The organism is Solihabitans fulvus (assembly GCF_008386585.1).
Lineage (GTDB): Bacteria > Actinomycetota > Actinomycetes > Mycobacteriales > Pseudonocardiaceae > Solihabitans > Solihabitans fulvus.
This window is the reverse complement of the sequence record NZ_VUOB01000075.1, coordinates 139,425-158,892: the sequence shown is the minus strand read 5'-3', so window position 1 is coordinate 158,892 and position 19,468 is coordinate 139,425. Positions and strand designations below refer to the sequence as shown.

At 69.5% G+C, this 19,468-nt stretch carries 20 protein-coding genes; 9 read left to right on the top strand and 11 right to left on the bottom strand.

What is annotated here, in order from left to right:
* Positions 1-499 precede the first annotated feature (499 nt).
* From F0L68_RS36150 to F0L68_RS36125, 6 genes are read left to right on the top strand one after another with little or no spacing between them, the layout of a single operon-like run.
* The gene (locus F0L68_RS36150) at positions 500-1,537 is read left to right on the top strand and encodes an ABC transporter permease (protein WP_149854398.1); all 1,038 of its coding nucleotides are present in this window, start codon (positions 500-502) and stop codon (positions 1,535-1,537) included.
* A 32-nt stretch (positions 1,538-1,569) separates the two neighbouring features.
* Positions 1,570-3,315, top strand: a complete 1,746-nt coding sequence (locus F0L68_RS36145; protein ID WP_149854397.1) for an ABC transporter substrate-binding protein — start codon at positions 1,570-1,572, stop codon at positions 3,313-3,315.
* A 52-nt stretch (positions 3,316-3,367) separates the two neighbouring features.
* On the top strand, positions 3,368-4,345 hold the full coding sequence (locus F0L68_RS36140; RefSeq protein ID WP_149854396.1) for an ABC transporter permease: 978 nt from the start codon (positions 3,368-3,370) through the stop codon (positions 4,343-4,345).
* Positions 4,346-4,370: 25 nt separating this feature from the next.
* Entirely contained in the window at positions 4,371-5,402 is a 1,032-nt protein-coding gene (locus F0L68_RS36135; protein ID WP_149854395.1) for an ABC transporter ATP-binding protein, read from the top strand.
* A gap of 21 nt (positions 5,403-5,423) precedes the next feature.
* The gene (locus F0L68_RS36130; RefSeq protein WP_149854394.1) at positions 5,424-6,449 is read left to right on the top strand and encodes an ABC transporter ATP-binding protein; all 1,026 of its coding nucleotides are present in this window, start codon (positions 5,424-5,426) and stop codon (positions 6,447-6,449) included.
* A 54-nt stretch (positions 6,450-6,503) separates the two neighbouring features.
* Entirely contained in the window at positions 6,504-7,103 is a 600-nt protein-coding gene (locus F0L68_RS36125; protein WP_149854393.1) for a DUF6896 domain-containing protein, read from the top strand.
* Here F0L68_RS36125 and F0L68_RS36120 read toward each other — a convergent pair.
* The 3 genes from F0L68_RS36120 to F0L68_RS36110 all read right to left on the bottom strand — a co-directional run bounded on the left by F0L68_RS36120 (position 7,100) and on the right by F0L68_RS36110 (position 11,149).
* On the bottom strand, positions 7,100-7,855 hold the full coding sequence (locus F0L68_RS36120) for a bestrophin-like domain (RefSeq protein ID WP_149854392.1): 756 nt from the start codon (positions 7,853-7,855) through the stop codon (positions 7,100-7,102). The two genes, F0L68_RS36125 and F0L68_RS36120, sit on opposite strands and share 4 nt — an antisense overlap.
* Positions 7,856-7,859: 4 nt before the next feature.
* Positions 7,860-9,647: a flavin monoamine oxidase family protein gene (locus F0L68_RS36115; RefSeq protein ID WP_149854391.1), complete on the bottom strand. Its 1,788-nt coding sequence runs from the start codon at positions 9,645-9,647 to the stop codon at positions 7,860-7,862.
* Between the two features lie 221 nt (positions 9,648-9,868).
* The gene (locus tag F0L68_RS36110) at positions 9,869-11,149 is read right to left on the bottom strand and encodes a lytic transglycosylase domain-containing protein (protein ID WP_223199440.1); all 1,281 of its coding nucleotides are present in this window, start codon (positions 11,147-11,149) and stop codon (positions 9,869-9,871) included.
* A gap of 464 nt (positions 11,150-11,613) precedes the next feature.
* Between F0L68_RS36110 and F0L68_RS36105 the strand changes: the two genes are divergently transcribed.
* Positions 11,614-12,759 (top strand): ABC transporter substrate-binding protein, encoded by a 1,146-nt coding sequence (locus tag F0L68_RS36105; RefSeq protein WP_149854389.1) that lies wholly within the window; start codon positions 11,614-11,616, stop codon positions 12,757-12,759.
* Positions 12,760-12,774: 15 nt separating this feature from the next.
* Here the strand turns inward: F0L68_RS36105 and F0L68_RS36100 are convergent, their stop codons facing one another.
* Positions 12,775-13,308: a hypothetical protein gene (locus F0L68_RS36100; RefSeq protein ID WP_149854388.1), complete on the bottom strand. Its 534-nt coding sequence runs from the start codon at positions 13,306-13,308 to the stop codon at positions 12,775-12,777.
* Positions 13,309-13,451: 143 nt separating this feature from the next.
* Positions 13,452-13,715: a DUF2180 family protein gene (locus F0L68_RS44965; protein ID WP_188317019.1), complete on the bottom strand. Its 264-nt coding sequence runs from the start codon at positions 13,713-13,715 to the stop codon at positions 13,452-13,454.
* Between the two features lie 382 nt (positions 13,716-14,097).
* On the opposite strand from F0L68_RS44965, the gene F0L68_RS36090 reads away from it, so the two are divergent.
* Positions 14,098-14,841: a class I SAM-dependent methyltransferase gene (locus F0L68_RS36090; RefSeq protein WP_149854386.1), complete on the top strand. Its 744-nt coding sequence runs from the start codon at positions 14,098-14,100 to the stop codon at positions 14,839-14,841.
* Positions 14,842-14,961: 120 nt separating this feature from the next.
* On the opposite strand, the gene F0L68_RS36085 is transcribed toward F0L68_RS36090, so the two are convergent.
* The 5 genes from F0L68_RS36085 to F0L68_RS36065 all read right to left on the bottom strand — a co-directional run bounded on the left by F0L68_RS36085 (position 14,962) and on the right by F0L68_RS36065 (position 18,196).
* Complete coding sequence (locus tag F0L68_RS36085; RefSeq protein ID WP_149854385.1) at positions 14,962-15,543, bottom strand: hypothetical protein; 582 nt, start codon at positions 15,541-15,543, stop codon at positions 14,962-14,964.
* Between the two features lies 1 nt (position 15,544).
* Complete coding sequence (locus F0L68_RS36080; protein ID WP_149854384.1) at positions 15,545-16,069, bottom strand: SigE family RNA polymerase sigma factor; 525 nt, start codon at positions 16,067-16,069, stop codon at positions 15,545-15,547.
* 214 nt (positions 16,070-16,283) lie between these two features.
* Positions 16,284-16,781, bottom strand: coding sequence for a DUF6292 family protein (locus F0L68_RS36075; protein ID WP_149854383.1), 498 nt, complete (start codon positions 16,779-16,781; stop codon positions 16,284-16,286).
* 113 nt (positions 16,782-16,894) lie between these two features.
* Positions 16,895-17,200, bottom strand: coding sequence for a J domain-containing protein (locus F0L68_RS36070; RefSeq protein ID WP_188317018.1), 306 nt, complete (start codon positions 17,198-17,200; stop codon positions 16,895-16,897).
* A 555-nt stretch (positions 17,201-17,755) separates the two neighbouring features.
* Positions 17,756-18,196 carry an Hsp20/alpha crystallin family protein gene (locus F0L68_RS36065; RefSeq protein ID WP_149854381.1) on the bottom strand — a complete coding sequence of 147 codons (441 nt, stop codon included), beginning with the start codon at positions 18,194-18,196 and terminating at the stop codon, positions 17,756-17,758.
* 49 nt (positions 18,197-18,245) lie between these two features.
* Here F0L68_RS36065 and F0L68_RS36060 point away from each other — a divergent pair, with 49 nt between their 5' ends.
* A complete protein-coding gene (locus tag F0L68_RS36060; protein WP_223199439.1) occupies positions 18,246-18,947 on the top strand; it encodes an HSP18 transcriptional regulator in 702 nt (233 codons plus the stop codon).
* 99 nt (positions 18,948-19,046) lie between these two features.
* On the opposite strand, the gene F0L68_RS36055 is transcribed toward F0L68_RS36060, so the two are convergent.
* Positions 19,047-19,409, bottom strand: coding sequence for a nuclear transport factor 2 family protein (locus F0L68_RS36055; protein ID WP_149854380.1), 363 nt, complete (start codon positions 19,407-19,409; stop codon positions 19,047-19,049).
* Positions 19,410-19,468 lie beyond the last annotated feature (59 nt).

Genomic DNA, 19,468 nt, shown 5'->3' with positions numbered 1-19,468 from the left:
GAATACACGATCCCCGGCCGCAGCTCACCAGCCACCAACGCCGCCCGCAACGCGTGCGACACCTGCTCACGCAGGCTCCGCTGCTCCTCGACCGAGGGCAGCCTGAGTCGGTCGCCACCCACCGCAGCAGGCGAGCCCGTCTCACCCGATCGAACGACAGCCACCCAAGCCTCCCAAGAACATCAGCGCCGGCCTTCCGGCAGGTCGATCCAACACGATCCTGCTCGGTTCGCGGACACCGGCGACCCGACGCACGCCCGGATGACACCAAGTCGCGACATAACACGCACATCGTACTTAGCGGCACGAAACCGACCACTCAAGGTCAAACCACACCATGTCCAGGCAAAGGTTTCTTCAATGCAATGTCACACTTCAAATCTGACACTTGACGTACGTCACTGGGATTGTCAGAGTCCCAACACCACTCGTGCTCAGGCCAACAGCAGCAAACTTCGCCCCACGTAATGGTTTCACCCCACCTCCGCCGGGGATCCGCATGAACGAGCCAACCGGCCTCGCCGTGACCAGCGACCACCGCGACACGGCAGGGTCATCCGAGGAACCGCCACCAGACCAGACACTCGCGCCGGCCGAGGTGGCCGGCCGATCCCCGACGCAGCTCGCCTGGCGCCGCTTCCGGCGCGACCGAACCGGGGTCATCTCCGGCGCGGTCGTGCTGCTCTTCTTCCTTGCCGGGCTCGGCGCGCCCGTGATCGCCGCGCTGTACGGAAAGGATCCGTACACCACCTACGGCCAGAATCAGCCCGGCCTGCTCAACGAGTTCGGCTATCCCGCGAAACCCAACGGCGGCATCGACGGCCAGTTCTGGCTCGGCCTGGAACCCAGCCTCGGCCGCGACGTGTTCACCCAGCTGCTCTACGGCATCCGCACCTCGCTGCTGATCTCGCTCGCGGTGGTGCTGATCATCACCACGCTCGGCGTGCTGATCGGGGTCGTCGCCGGCTACACCGGCCGGTGGGTGGACTTCGGCGTCGGCCGGGTCATCGACGTCGTGCTGTCCTTTCCCTCCACGCTCTTCTTCATCGCGTTCATCCCCGTCATCCAGTCGCTGTTCGTGCCGCCCGACCAGGAGACGCCGACCTGGTTGCGCGCCACCACCGTCATCCTCGTGCTGTCCGCGTTCGGCTGGGCGCAGATCGCCAGGCTGATGCGGGGCCAGGTGCTCTCGTTGCGCGAACGGGAGTACATCGAGGCGGCGCGGATCGCGGGTGCCGGCCCCGGCCGCATCATCCGCGCCGAGCTGCTGCCCAACCTCTGGACCCCGATCCTGGTGTCCGTCTCGATGACCGTGCCGACCTACGTGACCACCGAGGCCGCGCTGTCCTTCCTCGGCGTCGGCATGGTCGAGCCGACGCCGGACTGGGGCCGCATGATCCATCGGGGCGCCGAGGTCTACTCCGCCGACCTGTCCTACATGCTCGCGCCCGGCCTCGCGATGTTGGTCTTCGTCATCGCCTTCAACCTGCTCGGCGACTCGGTCAGGGACGCCCTTGACCCCCGTGCCCACCGCTGAGCACGTCTGCCCAATCCCGAGATAGGAACGTCATGAACAGATCAACACAACGCTGGGCGGTCGCGGCCTGCGCGGTCGTCGCGTTCGGTGCAACGGCCTGCTCCTCGGGCACACCAGCCGGCAGCACCACGGGAACGCAGGCGCCGGCGGCCAAGCAGGCCGTGCCGATCGGTACGGCCGCCGACTCCAAGGGCCCCGATCCCGAGGTGCCCGGCGCGAAGTCGGGCGGCACGGTCACGGTGTACCAGCGGGCCGACTTCAACCACCTGGATCCCGCACGGCTCTACAGCTCGGGCAACCAGACCGCCGCGTTGCTGCTCACCAGGCAGCTCACCACCTACCAGCACGTCGGCGACCAGACCAAGCTCGTCGGCGACCTGGCCACCGACACAGGCTCCACCACCGACGGCGGCAAGACCTGGAAGTTCACCCTCAAGGACGGGCTCAAGTACGAGGACGGCTCGCCGATCGCGGCAGGCGACGTCAAGTACGGCATCGAGCGGACCTTCCAGAAGGAGCTCACCGGCGGGCCGCAGTACCTCCAGATGTGGCTCACCGGCAAGTCGGACTTCTCCGCCGCCTACCCGGGACCGTGGCAGGGGCAGGAACTCGACGCGATCGAGACGCCGGACCAGAAGACGATCGTCCTGCACCTCACCTCGGTGCACGCCGATCTTCCCTACACCATGGCTATGCAGTGCTACAGCCCCGTGCCCAAGGCCAAGGACACGCACGCGAGCTTCGACCAGCACCCGTTCTCCTCGGGGCCGTACAAGATCGACAGCCACGACACCGACAAGTCCATGGCGCTGTCGCGCAGCACGGGCTGGGACGCGGCAACGGATCCGGCCAGGCACGCGTACCCGGACAAGTTCGCGTTCTCCTTCGGCGGGCAGAACCTGGACATCGACCAGCGGCTGATCGCGGCCAACGGCGAGGACCGCAACGCCATGACGTTCAACGTCAAAGTCACCGCCGACGTGGCGCAGCAGGTGATGACCAACCCCGAGCTGAAGGCGCGGACCATCAACGGACTCGCGCCCTTCTCCGAGTACTTCGCGATCAACAACCGGCGAGTCACGGACGTCAAGGTGCGCCAGGCGATCATCACCGCCTTCCCGAAGGAACAGGTCAGGCAGATCTTCGGCGGCCCGCTGTACGGCGACTTCACCACGACCATCCTGTCGCCGGTGACCACCGGCTACGAGAACTACGACCTGTACAAGGTCCCGCCCGCCGGCGATCCCGCGAAGGCGAAGCAGCTGCTCGCCGAGGCCGGCAAGCCCAACCCCACCATCGTCTACGCCTACGCCAGCACCACGCAGTGGGAGCAGGCCGCGGTCGCGATCTCCGACGCGCTGACCAGGGCCGGGTTCACCGTGGTGCGCAAGCCGATCAGCGACAAGGACTACTACGACGAGATGGGCAAGGTGGACAACCAGTTCGACCTGTACTGGGCGGGCTGGGGACCGGACTGGCCGAGCGCGTCGACGGTGATCCCGCCGGTGCTCGACGGCCGGCAGATCGCCAACTCCAGCGGCAACACCTCGCTGTTCGACGACCAGGAGACCAAGGACGAGATCGACCGGATCAGCCAGCTCTCCGACCTGACGCAGGCCGGCGCGCAGTGGGCGGCGCTGGACAAGAAGATCATGGCCAAGGCGCCGATCGTGCCGTGGACGGACTCGCGCCAGATCTCCGTGAACGGTCCCGGACTCGGCGGGCTCTACCAGGGTTTCCTCGGCACCATCTACCCGACCGACGTCTTCGTGAAGTGACCGCCGCCGGACGGCCGGGCACCGCCCGGCCGTCCCAGCCCTTGGAGGCAACGTGCTCCGCTTCCTCGTCCGGCGGGTGCTCGGCGCGGTCCTGATCCTGTTCGTGATCAGCGCCGTGACCTTCTTCCTGTTCTTCGCCCTGCCCTCGGACCCGGCAAGACTGTCCTGCGGCAAGGGCTGCACACCCGAGCTGCTCGCGACCATCCACCACAACCTCGGCATCGACCGGCCGCTGCCGGAGCAGTACTGGTCTTTCCTCACCGGCATCTTCGCCGGCAGGGACTTCGACGGGCAGTGGTGCTCCGCGCCGTGCCTCGGCTTCTCCTTCGTCAACCACCAGCCGGTCCTTGACACCCTGCTGAACCGTTTCCCCGCAACGCTTTCCGTGGCGTTGGGCGCGGCGGCGCTGATGCTGACCGTGGGTGTCGGCCTCGGCCTGATCGCGGCGCTGCGCCGGGGAAAGACGGTCGACAAGGTCAGCATGGCCGCCTGCCTGGTCGGGGCGTCGGTGCAGATCTACTTCTTCGGGATCATCGCCCGCTACCTCCTGGTCGACGAGCTCCAGTGGCTGCCGCAGCCCGGCTACACCTCGCCGTTCGCCGCGCCAGGCGCGTGGTTCGGCGGCATGGTCCTGCCGTGGATCACGCTGACCGTGGTCAACGCGGCGACCTACGCCCGCTACACCCGCTCGTCGATGGTGGACACGCTCGGCGAGGACTACGTGCGGACCGCGCGCGCCAAGGGACTGTCCTCCTGGGGCGTGTACATCAGGCACGCCTGGCGCGGCGCGATGACGCCGGTGGTCACCACGTTCGGCATCGACCTCGGGCTGTTCCTCGGTGGCGCGCTGATCACCGAGACCACCTTCAACATCCACGGGATCGGCAAGCTGGCCGTCGACTCGGTGGCCAACTCCGACCTGCCGATGATCATGGGCACGGTGCTGGTCGCCGCCACTGCCATGGTCCTGGCCAGCATCGCCGTCGACGCCTGCTACGCCGTCATCGACCCCAGGGTCCGGCTGCGGTGAGCCGCCCTTCCGCCAGGAGCAACTCGTGACGCCTCCGTCAGTCCAGAGTGGACCTTTTCTCTCGGTCCGCGACCTTCAGGTGCGGTTCGCCACCGAGGACGGCGTCGTGCGCGCCGTCGACGGCCTGTCCTTCGACCTTCGGCGCGGACAGACGCTGGGCATCGTCGGCGAGTCCGGCTCGGGAAAGAGCGTGACGAGCCTGGCCGTCCTCGGCATGCACGACCGATCCCGCACCACGGTCACCGGACGGGTCACCTTCGACGGAACCGAGCTGATCGACGCCACCGAGAAACAACTACAGTCCCTGCGCGGCAACAGAATTGCGATGATCTTCCAGGACCCGCTGACCGCGCTCTCGCCGTATTACACGATCGGCGCGCAGATCGCCGAGACCTACCGCAGGCACACCGGGGCCAGTAGGTCGGCCGCCCGCGCCCGCGCGGTCGACCTGCTCGGCCGCGTCGGCATCGCGGCGCCGGGTCGGCGCGCGGACGACTACCCGCACGAGTTCTCCGGCGGCATGCGGCAGCGGGCGATGATCGCCATGTCCCTGGTGTGCGACCCCGATCTGCTCATCGCCGACGAGCCGACGACCGCGCTCGACGTCACGGTGCAGGCGCAGATCCTGGACCTGCTCGGCGACCTGCAACGGGAGTTCGACACGGCGATCATCCTGATCACGCACGATCTCGGCGTCGTGGCGAACACCGCGCACGAGGTCCTGGTCATGTACGCGGGCCGCGCCGTGGAGCACGGCGCCACCCAGCAGGTGCTGACCAGGCCGCGCCACCCCTACACCGAGGGGCTGCTGCGGTCGGTGCCGCGCCTGCACAGCGACGTCGACGAACCCCTGGTGCCCATCCCCGGCAGCCCGCCGAGCCTGCTCGCGGTGCCGGCCGGCTGCCCGTTCCACCCGAGGTGCGCGCACCGCGAGCGCGTGCCCGGCGACGACTGCGTCACCCGCCGGCCGGCACTGGCCGAAGTCGGCCACGCCGCCGCGTGCCACCTGCCTGAGGAACCGCGCGAAGTCCTTGCCCAGCAACACCTCCAGCCATAGCGACCCACCGGGAGTTACCCGATGCCCGAGCACCACACCGCGCCCCTGCTTGAGGTGGCGGGGCTGCACAAGCACTTCCCGATCCGCGGCGGCCTGCTGACGCGGCGCACCGGCGCGGTCCGAGCGGTGGACGGCGTGGACTTCAGCATCGAGGCCGGCCGCAGTCTCGGGCTGGTCGGCGAGTCCGGCTGCGGCAAGTCGACCACCGGCCGGCTGGTGGCGCGGCTGCTGGAGCCGACCGGTGGCGCGGTGCGCTACCGGGGCGAGGACATCGCGCACGCCTCCCGCCGCGAGCTGGCGCCCGTGCGCGCCGAGATCCAGATGATCTTCCAGGACCCGTACTCCTCGCTGAACCCCAGGCAGACCGTCGGCACGATCGTCGGCGCGCCGCTCGCCATCCGCCGAACCGGCACGGCCAGCGCCCGCCGCGCCCGCGTGCGCGAGCTGCTGGCCACGGTCGGGCTCAATCCCGAGCACTACAACCGTTTCCCGCACGAGTTTTCCGGTGGACAGCGGCAGCGCATCGGCATAGCCAGGGCGCTTGCCCTTGAACCGAAGCTGATCGTGGCCGACGAGCCGGTGTCCGCCCTGGACGTGTCGATCCAGGCGCAGATCGTCAACCTGCTGCAACAGGTGCAGCGGGACCTGGGTATCGCGTTCCTGTTCATCGCCCACGACCTGGCCATCGTCAGGCACTTCTCGCACCGCGTCGCGGTGATGTACCTGGGCAGGATCGTGGAGCTGGCCGACCGCGCCGAGCTGTACGGCGACCCGCGCCACCCCTACACCAAGGCACTCCTGTCGGCCGTCCCCGAACCCGACCTGGGAACCGGGGACGGCGAGGCGCAGGGCCGCAACCGAATCCGGTTGTCCGGGGACGTGCCGACCCCGGTGGACCCGCCGTCGGGCTGCCGCTTCCGCACGCGATGCCCGAGCGCACAGGCGATCTGCGGCACGACCGAGCCGCCGCTGCTGCCCGTGCCGACCGCCACCGGACAACACCTGGTCGCCTGCCATTTCGCCGAGCCACTACCGGCCGCGGCCTGAGCACACCGGAAGGCAGGAACTAGTCCGTTGGCACAGATCACCTAGTCTCCTGGCGTGGAACCGACATCGTCGAACGGGCCCGAGCCGGCGGACATCCGCCGGCAAGTCACGCGCGGGCACCGGTTGGTCGTCCACGTCGACCCCGCCGCGGACATGCCGGCCGTGACCGCGGCGGCGCGGGCGCTGCGGACCGCCCTCCCCGCTGACCTGGTGGTCATCGCCTCACCGACGGTTGCCGGTGGCGGACCGGGGCTCACGGTGCTCCGACTCGTCGCCGAGGAGGAGGCGCGGGAACTCCGTCCAGCGCTGGACAGGCTGATCGCCGAGTTCCGGCAGGTGTCCGGATCGCTGGTCGCCCGGTTGCGCGCCGAGGTGCTGCCCGCCCACGACCGCGGCGCCGAGTATCCCGACGAAGTCCGGGCCCTTGACGGGACGTGGGACGTCCACCTGCACGGCGACCACTGCCGGTTCGAGAACCCGGCCAGCGGCGAGACCGTGGAGGCGAGCATCGACGATCCGGACGCCATCGACCCGTACTTTCTGCTGCTGTTCGCCCGGACGTCAGGCCGCCACCGAGCCGTCCACGACGCGTGTCTGGAAGGCTTTCACGACATGTGCCGCCTGCTCGACCTGGCAGGCGTCGACACCGGCTAGGGACCGTGTTGCCCCATCTGCACCAGGGCGAGCCGGAACGCGTCCGGCTCAACCTGGATGATCCCGGCGAACGGCTGGTCCATGCCGTGCGCAAGGAGCAGCGACGCGGCGACCATGAGGTTCAGTGTCGCCATCAGCGCCGCGTGCAGCATTCGCCGTCGGGCGTGGAAGAACATCGGCACGATACCGACCGCGACGCCCCCGCCGACCAGCGCGGCCCAGAACATCGGCGGGATGGCGGGCTGGGCCCGGTTCAGTCGCCAACGGCGGTCCGAGTTCAGTTTGCTTAAATGGCCCAACATCACGCTGTACAGGGCCTGCTGCTGGGCGTTCTGCGGCTGCACGCTGAGGACACTTTTCCGCAGTGTGCCGGCGACGGCGTCGACCTTCGCGCTGGAGCCGCCCTTGCCCATGGCGGGCCACTCGTCGCTGATGACGAGCTGCGCGTAGTCGATCACCCCCTTCTGCAACCCCTTCTGCTGGTCCTCCGGAAACACCGTGGAGTCGTAGTAGATGCCGGGCAGGGCACTCGCCTCGTCGTAGATGTTGTTCTGGGTCGCGTTCATGTTCGACCACGCGCTGACCACGACGAAGGCGAGGAGGAAGGAGTAGAAGGCGCCGACCGCGCTCAGGAAGTAGCCGATCAACGCGTTGTGGTCGAAACTCCTCTCGCGACTGCACCTGTGGATGAGCAGCGTGCCGCTCACGCTCAGGATCACCGCACCGAAGAGGACCAGTAGTGCGACAGGCATCCGGTCAGCCCTGCGGTCGACCGTGGATCTCCACGGCCGTGCGCACCGCGCTTTCCAGCGCGCCCTCGATCCAGGCCGGCTTCAGGCTGGTGTGCTCTCCGGCGAAGTGCACCCGGCGCTCGACGGTGCGGGTGGCCGGGTGGTACTCGTGCAGCTGCCCGGGAGTGACGATGGCCGCCTCGCCTAGGGCGTAACGGTTTCGCGCCCAGGACTGGGTCGCGCCGACGCCCGTGAACTCCGAGTACACCTGCTGGCCGAACATGGCGGCCAGGTTCTTCAGCGCGAAGGCGTACCGCTCGTCGTCGGTCAGCGAGTCCCACCGCATGGCGTCGTCCGACCAGGTGTAGGAGGCCAGTACCACGCCGCCGGGAGATCCCTCCGGGCTGTGCGAGGGGAAGTAGGTGAACCGGTTGGGGCTGTCGGACACGCACCCGCCCCCGGTGAATCCGGTGAACCCCGGCGAGTCGCGCTCCCAGAACCGGGTCCTGAACTCCAGCAACACCTTGGTCGCCGAGTCGTAGTGCAGGGCCATCGTCGCGCGCCGCTTCGGGTAGGACAGCGGCGGCGTGAACTCGCAGAACCGTTGGGCGGTCAGGGGAATGGTGATGATCGCGTAGTCGCCCTCGAAGGTCTCCGTCGGTGCCTGCGGCCCGCCGTCGGAACCGTCCTCGGCGCCGGACTCGGTGATGGTCTCGATTCGCACGCCCGAGTCGGTCTGGGTGAGCGCGGTCATCCTCCGGTTCTGGCGGATGACGCCGTCGAGCTGTGCGGCCAACGCGTCGGTCAGGGACGCCGTGCCGTTCTCCAACTCCCAGTACCGGGAGGCGGGGTTGATCGTGGCGTGGTCCATCAGGGTGGGGAACAACGACTGGTGCAGCCGCGAGGTCAGGTTCTCCAGCGTGCCGGCGGCCTCGAGGTCGGCCAGGCTCCAACCCGCCTGCTCCACCAGGTATCGGTGGGTGGAGTAGTCGTCGTAGGTGTGCAGCAGCGTGGCCCACGCCCGGATCCGATCGGCGATCGGGCCCGTCGACGCGACCGTCACGGGCGCGAACGCGGCGTCCAGCGACGCGGCCGCGCCGGAGCTTCGCGCCGAGCCGAACGACTCGTTCACCTCGCCGGGAGCGGTCGCGTACTGGGCCCGCGTCACCATCAGGCCGTTGACCCGGATGAGGGTGCGGTTGGTGGCCGCTGGCGCGGTGAAGGCCACGGGCGCGCCGTTGGTCCACGACTCGCCGGTGAACGACCGGTACACCACCGGAGGAACCGGGCCGACCGGCTGCGCGCCGGGAGCCACGTCCGCGTTGTAGAACAACCGCCGTCGGATGCCCAGCTTGTCGGCCAACGCCAGCACCATCGGGTGGTCGTCGGGCAGCCGCATCGCCCCCGCCTCGGCGTGCAGCGCCTTGTCCGAGAACACACCGCGGAAGGTCTTGATCCTGCCGCCGATCCGGTTGGCGTTGGCCTCCAGGATCGTGACGTCGTGCCCGGCATCGCGCAACAGCCTGGCCGCGACGAGACCGGCGATGCCCGCCCCGACCACCAGGACCTTCTTCGGCGTCGTCGTCCTACGCAGGCCGGTGTCGATGAGGATCTTCAGGTACGCGAGCTTGAGGTCCTCATCGTCCGCGCCGACCTGGAGCATCTCGCGGGCGAGTTCGTGGCTGGTGCCGTCCGCCGAGGCGGCCGGCGCCAGCGCGTGCGCCGTGCCGGGGACGGCCAGCGCCGCACCGGCGGCGACCGCGGCGCCGAGAAAGCCGCGGCGCCCCAGCGTCGGTGAAAAGAAAGTGGTCATGGCGCACATCGCAACGTTGCGACGACGGCGGGACAAACACAGTCACTCGACCGTGTGCAAAAGTTGGCCCGTTACGGGACGCCTTCGTGTGCTGTCGCACGGTCCTGGCGTGGTCAGCGCGTCACCACCGCCCGGCATGCCGACCATCTCCCGCTGTCCACAGTGGAATTCCCACCAGTTCCGTGGTATCCGGACCGGTCAACGCCTGTGGGGGCGCGCCCTCACCTCGTGGTCGTCGGTGAGGCTTCCGGCTGTTGGCGTGGCGGCGCAGCGGAGGCGTGCCCCTGCGGGGGTGCGGAGTGCCCGGCGGGGTGGCAGGTCACGCCGGTCACGGGCTTGGCGCGGCGCACACCGTGCTGACGCAGCACCGCGGCCGTGGCCGCATCGACCGCCTGGTCAACGGGTCCGGGCATGGTGGCGGCCATGGCGCAGATCGCGTCGTGGACGACATCGTCGATGCCCTCGGCCGTCAGCCCGCCCGCCGCCGGTGCGGACGGCGCGGCGGCCGCGGACGCCTCAGCGGCCCCGACCACCGGTGCGGCGAGGGCAGGTCGGTCGGCGGGGACCGGCCGCGTGTCGTGCTCGGCGGCGGGCTGCGCCTGCGACGCCGCGGGTTGCGCGGGGGCGGCGGCGGGCGGCTGCTGGTCGACGTCGGTGACCGAGGCCGGCGGCAGGTCGGCGACGTCGGCGGGCGCGGACACGTCGCCGACCGGGTTCTCCGGCACGGTCGGGGCAACGCCGTGCTCGTAGTCGCGCGCGAGCGTGAGCACCATGGTCACGTAGGACTCGGCGTGGTTGTAGCGGAACACCGCCGCGCGGGCCCCCGGATCGGTGCGCAGGTCGCCGCCGCCGGCACACAGGTAGTTCGCCGCGCCGAGCGCCGCGTCGTAGATGTTGTTCGGATCGGCGCGCCCGTCGCCGTTGCCGTCGGCGGCGACGGACCGCCAGGTCGACGTGAGGAACTGCATCGGGCCGACGGCCCGATCGAACACCGGGTCGCCGGTCCACCTGCCGCCGTCGATGGCCGGGATCAACGCGACGCCGGGCCGACCGTCCAGCGCGATGCCCCTGATGGGTTTGCTCGGATACCCGTCCGCGCCGAGCGCCGCGCCGCCGAACCGACCGTGGTTGGACTCGACCTGGCCGATGCCGGCCAGGATCGACCACGACAGCCCGCAGGCGGGATTGTGCTTCGCCATGACCGCGGCGGCATTGGTGTAGGCGTCCAGCGCCGTGGCGGGGAGGTCCGTCGCCGCGACGCTCGCGGGTCCGGTCGGGGTGTGCGTCGACACCGCGATCGGTTGCGCCGTCGGCGCGGAACCCAGTCCAGGACCGGTGCCCTGCGGCCCGGCCGGCAGCGGCTCCGCCGGCCGGACGGCGTGATACGGCGGTGGCGTCAGCAGTTGGTCGACCCCCAGCGGGTGGCTCGGGGCCGCGTTGCCCCGCACCTGGCTCGGCTGGCCCGAGGCGACGGCGCCCGCGACCAACAACGCCGCCGCCACACAGGTTCCCGCCGTTCGGCGGCGACTGCCGTCGGTGGGCTTCGACCGCCTGCTCGTCATCCCTGATGTCACAAACCCGGGATATTACTTAGACCCGATCAGCACGCCATTCGACACGATAAGGAATGATCAACTCCACGCTATTTCCACGCTGCGACGCAGCACAAAACCAGCAGGTCAGGGGCGCACAACCGGCACAGACAGCGACGCAACAAACCACTCCATCGAGTACCTTGGTCACCCTTTTCCAGGCCCCTGACTCGCGGGCGGCGACAATAACCATCGGTCGCCCGCACCACGCGAAGAGAATTCAGCGCGGCCGACCGGGTTCCTGCCGTCGATCAGCTCGCCGCGCAGCCGCCTCGGTCCCTGCGCGGCGCCACGGACCCGGCGGTCACCCCTTCGTGGGTACGGGCGGCGTTCCTCGGCGGTCGCCGACCGGGGGTGCGGCAAGGTACCGCCACATGGGCAACGTGTTGGTCGGCGTCGTGCTGCCGTGCACCGGCCGGCTTCGACAGCTGGGCGAGCCCCTGACCTTTGTCCTGGACATCGTGCGCGGGCAGGCGCGGCGGAGGGGCGTCAGCTTCATCGTCGCGGACAGCCGGTCCACGCCGGAAGGCGCGCGGCACGCGGTCCGGCGCCTGGTGCGCGACGAGCGGGTGAGCATGGTGCTCACGCTCGGCGGCACCCAGGTGCTGCCGGCCGTCGCGCGGGCGTGTGAGGAGCTGGCGGTGCCGTGCCTGTCGACAACGCTGCCGTGGCAGGTCTTTCACCGGGCGCGCCGGCAGCCCGCGCACTTCGCCCACCACATGTGCTGGGGCCTCGACGGAATCGCCAGCGCGTTCGCGCAGCTCTGGGAGGCCGCGGTCGGCACCGCGCTGGTCGGCGTCGTCTGGAACGACGGCCCCCAGGGCACCGCGCTGCGCGACCCGTCCCACGGCTTCCTCCCGCTCGTCGCCTCGCGGGGACACCGCGTGCTGGATCCCGGCGGCTACCGGGAGGGCAGCGTGGACTTCGGGCCGCATGTCGAGGCGTTCCGGTCGGCCGGAGTCGACGTGGTCACCAGCGCCGCCACCGCGGCGGATCTGGCCGCGTTCGCCGAGGCCGCGTCGAGTCGAGGCTTCCGGCCGCGCCTGATCACCTGCTCCCGCTGGCTGGCCTACCCGTTCGGCGCGAAGGCGGCCGGCGTCGCCGACATCGGCACGGTCGTCGCGTGGACGCCGCGACATCCCTACCGAGCGTCATTGAGCGACCACACCGGCGAGGAACTCGCGGCGGACTACCAACGCGGCACGGGCCTGCCGTGGTCGCAGCCGCTTGGTCTGGCGCACGCGCTGGTCGAGGTCGCCGTGCACGTGCTGACCGTGGCGCACGACCCGACCGACCCCGACCAGGTCGTGCAGGCGTTGCGACGCACGCGGTTGGACACCATCGTCGGACCGATCGACTTCCCGGCGGGCCCGATCCCCACGGTGGCGACGCTCCCCCTTGCCGGCGGCCAGTGGCGGGAGCGCGCCGGCCGGACGGAGCTGGTCGTCGTCACCAACGCCGATGTTCCCGCCGTGCCAACAGCTGACGTCGTGCGGCCTGCCAGCTGGCCGTCACCCTGACCTCGCTCCTGGCGGTCAATCCGTGGAGAGCCTCAGTTCGACGAGGTAGCTGGTGGCGTCGCTGCCGGACCTCGCGCCGCCCTGGAAAACCATCGAGCTGTCGCCCCGCACCCTCCGGTACGCGTCCGTGCCGCCCGTGATGGCCATGGTGGACTGCGTGAAGTGCAGGCCGGTCACGCCCAGCTGGTAGGTACGCGAGCTGGACAGGAAAATGGACCCCTTGTTGTCCAGGGTGTAGATCGAGCTGCACTGCGCGATGCCGGTCGGCGGCACGGACAGCGGGCTGACGGACGTCATCGTGCACACCGTGGATCCGTTGCCGACCCGCTGCGAGGTAGCGGCGTCCAGCAGGTCGCCGTTCGCCGTGAAGGTCGCGAGCGGGTTGACCGGAAAGCTGGTCAGCGAGAACCCCGACCGCTTGGCGATCAGCTTGACCACGTCCTCCCGCGAGTTCGACGCCGTTGCGGCGGGCAGCACGGAGCTGGCGGTGAGGCCGACGACGGCCCCCGCGACCAGCAGGCCGAGCCGACCGAGGAACTTCGTAGCCATGCCAACTCCTTGACGGCCGTGGTCCGGACACGCGAACGAGGCCACGGTAAGGCGCGAGCACCGGGCGGGCCACTCGTGTGCACGTTGTGGTGAACGAACTCGAAGTCGTTGCGCGGCAAGGCTTCAGCGCACAACGACGCGCCTCAGCCGGTCGCCTGTTGCGCGGGGACCAGTCCCTGCCCGCCGCAGAGGTGCGGGTGATGGACGCGGAGGGCCTCGTAGCACGGTGTGCACGAGATGGTCCGGATCTCGGTCTCACCCACGGCGGCCGAGGTGAACCCGGCGGCGTGCCGAACGATCTTGCTTCCAACGTGCGCGCACGAGGCACACACGCCGGCACCACAGGTCACACAGACGCCCACCGCGGGCGCGGGGCGACCGGCACCGGTGCAGTCGAGGCAGTTCATCTCGGTCTCCAGTTCGTGGAACAGACGAGGAGGGAGCCCGGACAGGGTAGGAAACCGAAAATACGCCCCATGCGGACCAACTGCCAGCCGGGCGGGGCGACCAGCACCCGTGCCGCCAACTGCGCTTTTTCCCGTCACCGCACCACATTCACGAGAGCCAACGCGCAAGATCCAACCCGTTCGAGTGCGAGGTTCCAACCCTTCGGGCGACAGCCACCAGCTCACCCGTTCGCCGCAATCGGCGACGGATTCTGTTGTGGCCGGGATTCCTCGCCGGCCAGGTGTCCGGCGCTCGCGCACGCTGGCGGCGGACCCGAGCGGGCGGCCGGTGGCCCAGTTGATCTCCTGGCGTGCCGGTTGATCCGTCGACACTATGGGAAACATGCCTACCCATCCCGAGAGTTCTGCCGGAGCCGCCGGCGTGGTCGCGGAAAACGACTACGACAGCTTCGCCGAGGCGTACACGGCCGAGACCGAGACCAACCTCCTCAACGCCTACTACGCACGGCCCGCGATCGTGAACCTGGCAGGAGAGGTGACCGGTCGGCGAATCCTCGACGCCGGCTGCGGCTCCGGCGTCGTGTCCGCGGCGCTGCGCGACCGGGGCGCCGTCGTGACCGGCTTCGACCGCAGCACCAAGATGGTGGAGCTGGCCCGGCAACGGCTCGGCGGCGACGCGGCTCTCCAGGTCGCCGACGTGACCGGCCCGCTGCCGTACCCCGACGGCGCGTTCGACGATGTCGTCGCGGCCCTGGTGCTGCACTACCTGGAGGACTGGACCGCGCCACTGGCCGAGCTGCGCCGGGTGTTGAAGCCCGGCGGCCGGCTGATCGTGGCCGTCAATCACCCCATCATCTTCAAGATCGTGCATCCCGAAGCCAGCTACTTCGCAACCAGCAAGTGGTCCGAGGAGTACACCTTCAACGGCCAGAAGGCCGTGCTCACCTACTGGCACCGGCCGCTGCACGCGATGACCGACGCCTTCACCGCGGCCGGCTTCCGCACGGCCGTCATCAGCGAGCCGCCCCCGGCACCGGAAGCCCACGAACTCTTCCCCGAGGAACTCGATGGCAGGCAAGCCTTTCTGAGCTTTCTGTTCTTCTCCCTGGAGGCAGTCCAGGGGTGAGGCCCTGCCCGGGCAGCCAACTCGACCGCTCGTCCGGGAGGTCGACGCCGAACCTGGCGAGCTGGGCTGCGTCGGGCCCGGGCAACCGTCTCGCGGTCACCCGGGTCCGTGTCGAACAGATCACTTGGTGGAGCGCTGGCCCGGGTCGCTCGCCGCGTCCAGCACGCAGGCCGGCGCGGGATCCTTCATCGGCGCGGTGAAGCCGAGACCGGTGCCGCGGCCAGGAAGGTCCGAGACGGCCAGCAGAATGGTGTAACCACTGGGAATTCTCGTGCCCAGCGTGACCGAGTCGGTCCCCGGCTTCGGGATGTCCCAGTCGGAACCGTGGTACAGGTCGGCGCTTCCGGGGTTCGCGCAGTTCGCGGTCATCGGGACGGCCTTGGCGCGCACACCGAACTCCCGCAACTTCGCGTTCGCCTGGTCAATCGCCTTGATGTCCTTGATGGACACGGTGACCGTGCCGTCAGAGTTCTTGGTCACCGCGTAAGCAGCCGGGCTGTTGCCGCCCCAGGCCGCGAAGCCTGCGATGGCCGCACCGGCCAGGGCCACCGCGCCGGCCGCGATCCACACCGGCCGACCGCGACCCCGGTCCCGACCCGACTTCGATTCGTTCTGCTGCAAGGCTTCCATAATTTCCTGTCCTCCCTCTCGGTGCTCAGCATGCTGAGCAAGCGCGTCTCGCAGAGTGGTCTCGTTGGGCATGTCAGCTCGTCTCCTTCACGGTGGACAGGGTCCTGCTGGCGGAAGGGCTGTGTGACCTGATCCGCAGTGAGGCCAGCCCTCGCGAGACGAGACTGCGTACCGTTCCCTGAGAGCAGTCGAGCGCCGTGGCGATCTCGGCGTCATCGCAGCCCTCGTAGTAGCGCAGCACCAGCGCCGCACGCTGTCGGCGCGGCAGTGTCGCAAGCTTGGCCATCATGGCTTCGCGTTCGTCGTAGCGGTGTGTCGAGTCCGCGGTCGGCGAACCGAGTTCGTCCAGAGTCTGAAGTGGAGCGCTCACCTCGCGTGTCCACTTCCGACGTCCCCAGGACAGGAACTCGTTGGTGACCATACGTTTGACATACGCCGCAGGAGAGTTGACCTCGGTGCTGATCCGTGGCCACTGCTGCTGGGCCCGCAGAAGCACTTCCTGCACGATGTCCTTGGCGAGATGTGGGTCGTAGCACAGCACAGTGGCGTAGCGGAGCAACGGGTCCAACCGCTCGGCCACGAAGTCCTCAAAGGTCATGCACACCTCGGATCGGCCAGCTGCTCTGTTTTGGTGTCACACCCCTAGGACGCATTCACCTTGCGATCTGTTGCGCCCAGTTCGACGCCGGCATCCCCTCCGCGTCGTGTTCCACGTCACGCAGAGTGTTTACTTCGGGTCGAAACAGATGGACGGCTATCGCGTCATTCCGACAGGCAAGCGATGCGTGCCGGATGACCGCACGGCAGACCCGCTACGGGCACGAGTCGGTTCGATCATCGAGAGTCGGCCCGTTCCCGGCCCAGTCGGCCAGCCGATTGGCGACCTCGGCACGCACGGCAGCATGGGCATGCGCGGGAGTGCCGCAACACCCACGTGCGCCGCTGTGCCGATCGGTTACGGCGGCGCGGACCCACGCGGCTACGGTGTCCGGCGGTGGCAGCACATCCCCGTCCAGGGAGGCGGTGATCAGCAGGTCCTCCCCGCACCCGGTTTCCACGATGACTGTCCAGCCCCGCTCGGCATCCCAGGTCAGGGCCGTGTCCCGGTCCGGATAGTCGGGCAGTCGGTCCTCCAGCGCGATGTAGGCGCTGGCCACGTCCGCCCACTCGCACCAAGCCGCTTCCGATCCGACGCCCACCACCGCGGCAACCTGGGCGGTGTAGCGGCGCAGGCCGTGCTCGGCCAACTCATGCAGGACGTCCTCCTCGGCCGGGCCGTCCACGTGTCCGGCGGCAGGCGTGCGGATCACGGCACATTCCAGGTCACCTGGACCGCCGACATGCTCCGCCGAACTACTGCGGGCAGGCGAGCTGGCCGGGCCGTGCGGCGGTGGAGCTGCCAGAGTCGTTGTCACTGGTGTCCTCAGTGGGGCGGGCCGTGGTAGCGGACGGGACTCACGCGCAGTAGCAGCCGCGCACCGCGCGGTGAGGGCGGGCTGCTGGTGTTCGGAGTGGCGTCGCGTTGCCGGTCGTAGTCGGCGCGGCGGGCCGGGTCCCGTAGCACCCCGTAGGCGGCAACCACCTCGGACAGTCCTTTCGGCCCGGTGCCGGGGTGGACGTCGGGGTGCTGACTGCGGACCCGACCGCGGTAGGCGTGGGCGATCTGGGCCGGCGTTGCGGTGGCAGCCACGCCGAGGACGGCGTAGTAGTCGGGCAGGTCGTGGGTCATGTCGGGTTCTCCGGTCGGATTGCGGGGTGGTCCCGACCGGTTGCCGGGACCACCCCGCATCGGACGACAGCTGTCAGCGCGATCCGCCGGGTCGCGCCGCGATAGTGGTGCCACAGCGGCGATGTCGGGCGCGAGGAGGTAGCAGCCCGCGCGATGTCGTGTTCGCGGTGGCGAACGGTCTGACAGCACGTCCCGCGTGGTCGTTGACTATCGGGCATCACCGTCCTTCCTGGATTCGAACCCCGCCTGACAGACGATCCGGGTAGCGGCTCGGGGCGGGGACCGTTCCCGACACCACGCCAACCCGCACTTGCGACAGGCTGAATCTGCCGGTGCCGCGGGCGGGACGGCCGACCTCGACCGGCCTGCCCGTCCCGGTGGGGTGGGCGATGGAGGGTGCGGCGGTGTCGGTCGGCCCCAGTTCGCCTGGATGATCGCCTCGAACTCGGCGCGCATGAGGTCCTCGTCCGCGCACAGCAGGGCGAGGAACTCCTCCTGGCGGTCGGTTCGCCGGGCAGATGTCATGGCCGCTGTCATGGCGATCACGTCACCGGGTCAGGCCTTGATCTCCTTGCGGGTGTCCTGCCCACTGCCGATCTCGATCTTGCGGGGCTTGGCCTGCTCGGCGATCGGGATCCGCAACGTCAGCACGCCCGCGTCGTAGTCGGCCGTGATCCGGTCGGTGGCCAGGGTGTCGCCGAGGAACAGCTGCCGGGAGAACACGCCCAGTGGCCGCTCGGACACCTGCATCTCCACCGACTCGGTGGGCACGGCGGGCCGGCGCTCAGCCTTGACGGTGAGCACGTTGCGCTCGATGTCCAACTCGATCGCGTCGGGATCGACGCCAGGCAGATCGAAGGCGACGACGAACTCGTCCCCGGCACGGTAGGCGTCCATCGGCATCGCCGTGGGACGCGACCAGGTTCCAGCGGCGTTGTTGAAGACCTGCTGGGTCAACCGGTCCAACTGCCGGAACGGGTCGGTGCGCATCAACATGGCTTCCTCCCTGTCATGTTCTGGTGCCAACGCGCACCTCCGGTATAGCATGTCGTCGAAACGACGACAATCCACATGTCACCGAAAGGACGACACACTGAACGACAGCACCGGCGGGTACACAGCCGTCGAGGCGCTCGCCCTGGTCCAGGGGCTGCTCACCGACACCCGCGCGGGAGCGGCGGCGCCCGCTGACCTGGTCGCCGCGCTCACCGTGCTGCGTCAACTCCGTGCGGAACTGGCCGACTGGGAACCCGAACTGGTCACCGCCGCCCGCGCGCAGAAGGTGAGCTGGGCCGTCCTGGCGCCCGCGCTCGGGGTCACCAGCCGCCAGGCCGCCGAACGCCGCTACCTGCGCCTGCGGCCCTCGGCCACCGGCGAACGGACCGGCGAGCAACGGGTCCGCGCCCAACGCGACAAGCGGGCGGGCGACCGGGCGGTCGCCGCCTGGGCCCACGACAACGCCGCGGTCCTGCGTCAGCTCGCCGGACAGATCAGCGCCCTGCGGGATCTGCCCAACCGCGCCCAGCGCCATGCCGACCTGGTCGGTCAGGCCCTCGCCGAGGACGACCCCGCCAGCCTGCTGTCCCCGCTGGCCGACACCCACACGCACTTGAAGGCGACCCACGCGGGCCTGGCCGCGCAGGTCCAGTCGATCACCGACCAGGCCACGCAGATCCGCCACGCCACCCACGCGACGCGGTCGAGCTCACCACCCGCTGCGGAGCAGCAGACCCACAACCGCGCCTGAACTCCGACGGTTGGTCCACCACGCGTGAGCGGTCGGGGTGCCGGGTCCATTTCCCTCGGACCCGGCACCCCGCATCTCGTCGGCGAGCGCGGTCACGGCTTAGGCGGCCGGGACCTTGTCGAGGAACCCGTAGACCTTGGTGAAGCGGTCGTTCTCGATCACAGCGACGTCGAACCCGATCACCAGGGGCTCGTCGCCGGGAACGCCCAGGTGCCACGAGAAACGCGCCGTGTTGTGGTGCGCATCGACCGGGCCACCCGAGCTGAACAGCAGGCCGCCGAACTGGGCCTGAGCCCCGGCGATGACCTGGTCGATCACGTCGCGGCCCTCGGCATCCACCAGCGGGTCGGTGTAGCGGGCGTCCTCGGTGAACACCTCGGCCAACACCGCGGCGCGCTCAGCCGGGTCGGTGGTGTTCCACGCGTCGAGGTAACGGGCGACGAGGTTTTCGGTGCTGCTCATGGGTTTCGCTCCCTGCTCGGTGCTGATCTCCTGTTGTGCACCAAGCTTCATCGACCAAG

Bases quoted from the DNA above. Each gene is read 5' to 3' on its own strand.
- F0L68_RS36150 (WP_149854398.1), top strand. From the start codon at position 500: ATGAACGAGCCAACCGGCCTCGCCGTGACCAGCGACCACCGCGACACG.
- F0L68_RS36145 (WP_149854397.1), top strand. From the start codon at position 1,570: ATGAACAGATCAACACAACGCTGGGCGGTCGCGGCCTGCGCGGTCGTC.
- F0L68_RS36130 (WP_149854394.1), top strand. From the start codon at position 5,424: ATGCCCGAGCACCACACCGCGCCCCTGCTTGAGGTGGCGGGGCTGCAC.
- F0L68_RS36120 (WP_149854392.1), bottom strand. From the start codon at position 7,855: ATGCCTGTCGCACTACTGGTCCTCTTCGGTGCGGTGATCCTGAGCGTG.
- F0L68_RS36115 (WP_149854391.1), bottom strand. From the start codon at position 9,647: ATGACCACTTTCTTTTCACCGACGCTGGGGCGCCGCGGCTTTCTCGGC.
- F0L68_RS36105 (WP_149854389.1), top strand. From the start codon at position 11,614: ATGGGCAACGTGTTGGTCGGCGTCGTGCTGCCGTGCACCGGCCGGCTT.
- F0L68_RS36100 (WP_149854388.1), bottom strand. From the start codon at position 13,308: ATGGCTACGAAGTTCCTCGGTCGGCTCGGCCTGCTGGTCGCGGGGGCC.
- F0L68_RS44965 (WP_188317019.1), bottom strand. From the start codon at position 13,715: ATGAACTGCCTCGACTGCACCGGTGCCGGTCGCCCCGCGCCCGCGGTG.
- F0L68_RS36090 (WP_149854386.1), top strand. From the start codon at position 14,098: ATGCCTACCCATCCCGAGAGTTCTGCCGGAGCCGCCGGCGTGGTCGCG.
- F0L68_RS36085 (WP_149854385.1), bottom strand. From the start codon at position 15,543: ATGCCCAACGAGACCACTCTGCGAGACGCGCTTGCTCAGCATGCTGAG.
- F0L68_RS36080 (WP_149854384.1), bottom strand. From the start codon at position 16,069: ATGACCTTTGAGGACTTCGTGGCCGAGCGGTTGGACCCGTTGCTCCGC.
- F0L68_RS36070 (WP_188317018.1), bottom strand. From the start codon at position 17,200: ATGACCCACGACCTGCCCGACTACTACGCCGTCCTCGGCGTGGCTGCC.
- F0L68_RS36065 (WP_149854381.1), bottom strand. From the start codon at position 18,196: ATGTTGATGCGCACCGACCCGTTCCGGCAGTTGGACCGGTTGACCCAG.
- F0L68_RS36060 (WP_223199439.1), top strand. From the start codon at position 18,246: ATGTCGTCGAAACGACGACAATCCACATGTCACCGAAAGGACGACACA.
- F0L68_RS36055 (WP_149854380.1), bottom strand. From the start codon at position 19,409: ATGAGCAGCACCGAAAACCTCGTCGCCCGTTACCTCGACGCGTGGAAC.